Raw genomic sequence first — 3,549 nt, forward strand, 5'->3', positions numbered from 1 at the left:
CCGGTACGACGGTGCAGCGGTATCCACGAACGGCCCCTCCCACAACGATCCCCACCAAGATCATCACACCCCCGCTCCTCAACTTGATAACACCCCCGCAGGCTCACCGCGCCGGACTCATACAAAACCGCGAAACCGCCGAAGCTCCAGCCAGCACAAGGGCGCGATCTTTCAACGTGTTCACGGATTCCGGGGTGTTGGGTTCTTCCGGTGAGTGCTGTGGTGCCGGTCTTCTGTCGTTCTACCTGCCGCGTGGTTGCGGTTCTTCGTGGGAGAGGCCTGGGTATGGATACGGCTTCGATGGACAGATCTGTGTCGTTGCTGGAGCGGGTGGCTGATCCTGATGCGCTGCGGGCTCTGCCGGTGGACCTTCTGCCGGTGCTGGCGGGTGAGATCCGGCGGTTCGTGGTTGACCGGGTGTGTGCCGCGGGCGGGTATCTGGGGCCGAATCTGGGGGTGGTGGAGCTCACGGTGGCCCTGCATCGGGTCTTTGCTTCGCCTCGGGATGCGCTGATTTTTGATACCGGTCATCAGGCGTATATGCACAAGCTTCTCACGGGCCGCCGGAAGGGTTTCGATGGTCTACGGCAGCTGGGCGGGCTGTCGGGATATCCGTCGCGGTCGGAGTCGGTGCACGACCTGGTGGAGAACTCGCATGCCTCGACCGCGCTGTCATATGCGGACGGGCTGGCCAGGGCGCGGCAGCTGGCGGCCGAGCAGGATCGGGCGGTGGTCGCGGTCGTCGGGGATGGTGCGCTGAGTGGGGGGATGGCGTGGGAGGCGCTGAACAACCTGGGGACGGCGAGGGAGCGTCCGGTGATCGTGGTGGTCAACGACAATGGCCGTTCCTATGCGCCCACTGTCGGTGCGCTTGCTGAGCATCTGGGGATGTTGAGGTTCGGTCGTGGGGCGGAGGCGTGCCGGAACCTCTTCACCGACCTCGGCTTCGTCTACTTCGGTCCCGTTGACGGTCACAGCGTCCTGGAGATGGAGGACGCGTTGCAGCGGGCGCGTGCGGTGCGCAGGCCGGTGGTGGTGCATGTGATGACGGTCGAGGGTAAAGGGCACGGGCCGTCGGAGAGGGACGAGGCGGACTGCCTGCACGCGGCGGGTGTGGTCGGTCCGGCTACGGGGCGTCCTGCCGACGAGGCGGCGGGGCGGTCGTGGACGAGTGTGTTCGGCCAGGCGCTCACCGAGGTGGCTGCCGCGCATCCGGAGGTGGTCGCGGTGAGCGCGGCGATGGTGGAACCGGCGGGCTTGGGGCCGATGCGGGAACTGTTTCCTGAACGCGTTGTTGATGTCGGGATTGCTGAGCAGCATGCGGTGACGTCGGCTGCGGGGATGGCGATGGGCGGGCTGCACCCCATCGTCGCCATCTACTCCACATTTTTGAACAGAGCTTTCGACCAAGTACTGCTGGATGTTGCCCTGCATCGGCTGCCGGTGACGTTCGTGCTGGACCGGGCCGGTATCACCGGGTCGGACGGACCCAGTCATCACGGCATGTGGGATCTGGGCCTGTTGTCCATGGTTCCTGGCCTGCGACTGGCCGCACCCAGGGACACCACCCAGCTGCGCACGCTCCTCGGCGAGGCGGTCTGCTGGAGCGAGGGGCCCACCGTGCTGCGTATCCCGAAGGCCACCACGGGCGCGGATGTCGAGGCGGTGGCCAGCTTGGATGGCATCGACATCCTGCACCGCGGCCAGAGACGGCCGCTGGATGTACTGCTGGTACCCATCGGACCTCTTGCCAAAGCGGCGGTGGAGGCTGCACACATCCTAGAGGGCGAACACGGCATCGGGTGCACGGTCGCCGACCCGCGCTGGGTGCTGCCCGTCAACGAAAGCCTGGCAGCGTTGGCCGCCCGGCACCGGCTGGTGGTGAGCATCGAAGACGGTATCCGCACCAGCGGCGTGGGCGCGGCCCTGGCCAGGTTGTGTCAGGACCATAGGGTGGCCACACCTGTCCGGGTACTCGGTCTGCCCCGGGCGTTCATCCCGCACGGTCCCCGCTCTCGGCTTCTGGCCGAGGCCGGGCTGGATGCTGCCGGTCTCGTACAGGCTGTCCTGGACGCCGACGTCGACGGCCCTCCTGCCCGGACGCCGTCCCTGCAGGCCCGGGGAGGCGTCCGGTGACCGCTGTCGATCTCAACATGCCCATCCCGCCCGCCGGCGGGGTGAGGGTTCCGGTGCGGCGGCCCCTCCAACTCGCACGGCCCTCGCCGGCACAGACCCAAAACCTACTGACCGCCCTGTCCGCCTATGCCATTCCGTCGGGGAGGCGTTCCAGCTCCGGGATGACCTGCTCGCAGTGTTCGGCGATCCGGCAGCCACCGGCAAACTCGCCCTTGACGATCTACGAAGGGAGTTGACCTTGTGAACGTCTTCACTTTGCCTGAGATTGAGATGCCGTTTCCTCCACATAGCCCGTCGCCTGCAATGGATGAGGTCGAGGCCGACATGTGGGCGTGGCTAGACCGTTTCCACTTAGTCGCTAATGACTCGGCGCGTCGTCATCTCGTACGTACTCGCCCTCACTACACAACTGCGATCTACTGCCCAAATGCGGAGGCAAGGCATCTGAAGTTGTTGAACCGTTGCATGGCGCGGGATTTCATTATCGACGACATCTTCGACGACGCCATCAGCGCGAATGAGGAAGGTGTGGTGCGAGATCTCAGCGGTGCTCTGATCGAAGTAACCTCCGGCAACCGGGAACCATTCAGCCGGGCTGAGCACGCTCTGGTCGACACGATTCGCGATCTGTGCACTGGACGCACCAAGAGCTGGGACCGTGCCATCCGGGAGTCCATCGTCCGTTGGCTGCGGACCTATCCTCACGAGGCGCAAGCCATGAGGGAGGGCCGGGCCATGGAGTTCAATGAGTACCTCGGGCATCGCCGGGACAGCGTAGGCGAAGGTCTTTGGGCTCTCATGGAAGAGTTCACAAATGATATCGAACTGCCCTCGACGGTCCGCGATCTGCCAGCCCTCACTCATGCCCGGGAACGAGCCTTCGAATGGATCGGTCTGTATAACGACCTACACTCGGCAGAGAAGGAACTGAAAGTCGGGTACCCGTACAACGGTGTGCTCGTGATCCATACCCAACGCTCCTGCTCTCTTCAAGAGGCCGCCGACTCGGTAGGGTACGTGATCAACGGTCTGCTTGAGCAATTTCAGGTTTCGTGCTCTGTGGCGATCAGTCAACTTCATGCAGTCGCGGGGAACGATACGAAGCTGGAGCAGGATCTTGCGACAGTGGTGCAGGGATACCGGCATCTCGTGCGCGGAAATTACGATTACCACATCGATGCCGCTCGTTATTCGCAGGCTTTCGAGTACGTTCCTTCGGATGCAAGTAGCCGCCTAAATCGGCTGGAGTGGAGCCGACTCGAGCCGCTGCAGCAGGCTCTTTGAGTTAGCAGCAGATATTGAGCCGGAACTGTTGAGTCGGCCTTGTCAAGTTGCTGATGGGGCAGGCGAGTTGAGGTGTGCTCGGGTGGTGAGGGTGGCCGCGGTCAGGCGGTCGTGGCCAGGAGGGTGGTG

General features: G+C 64.1%; 3 protein-coding genes. All 3 read left to right on the plus strand.

The annotated features are described in order from the left end of the window. Positions 1–312 precede the first annotated feature (312 nt). The 3 genes from ACZ7GZ_RS42675 to ACZ7GZ_RS42685 are packed head-to-tail and all read left to right on the plus strand — an operon-like array spanning position 313 to position 3,420. On the plus strand, positions 313–2,136 hold the full coding sequence (locus ACZ7GZ_RS42675; protein ID WP_471033195.1) for a 1-deoxy-D-xylulose-5-phosphate synthase: 1,824 nt from the start codon (positions 313–315) through the stop codon (positions 2,134–2,136). Beyond that, positions 2,042–2,380, plus strand: coding sequence for a polyprenyl synthetase family protein (locus ACZ7GZ_RS42680; RefSeq protein ID WP_471033196.1), 339 nt, complete (start codon positions 2,042–2,044; stop codon positions 2,378–2,380). Before ACZ7GZ_RS42675 ends, ACZ7GZ_RS42680 begins: the two co-directional genes overlap by 95 nt. Next, positions 2,377–3,420, plus strand: coding sequence for a terpene synthase family protein (locus ACZ7GZ_RS42685; RefSeq protein WP_471033197.1), 1,044 nt, complete (start codon positions 2,377–2,379; stop codon positions 3,418–3,420). Before ACZ7GZ_RS42680 ends, ACZ7GZ_RS42685 begins: the two co-directional genes overlap by 4 nt. The last annotated feature ends 129 nt before the right edge of the window (positions 3,421–3,549 follow it).

This window comes from Streptomyces sp. NPDC037288 (assembly GCF_055603265.1).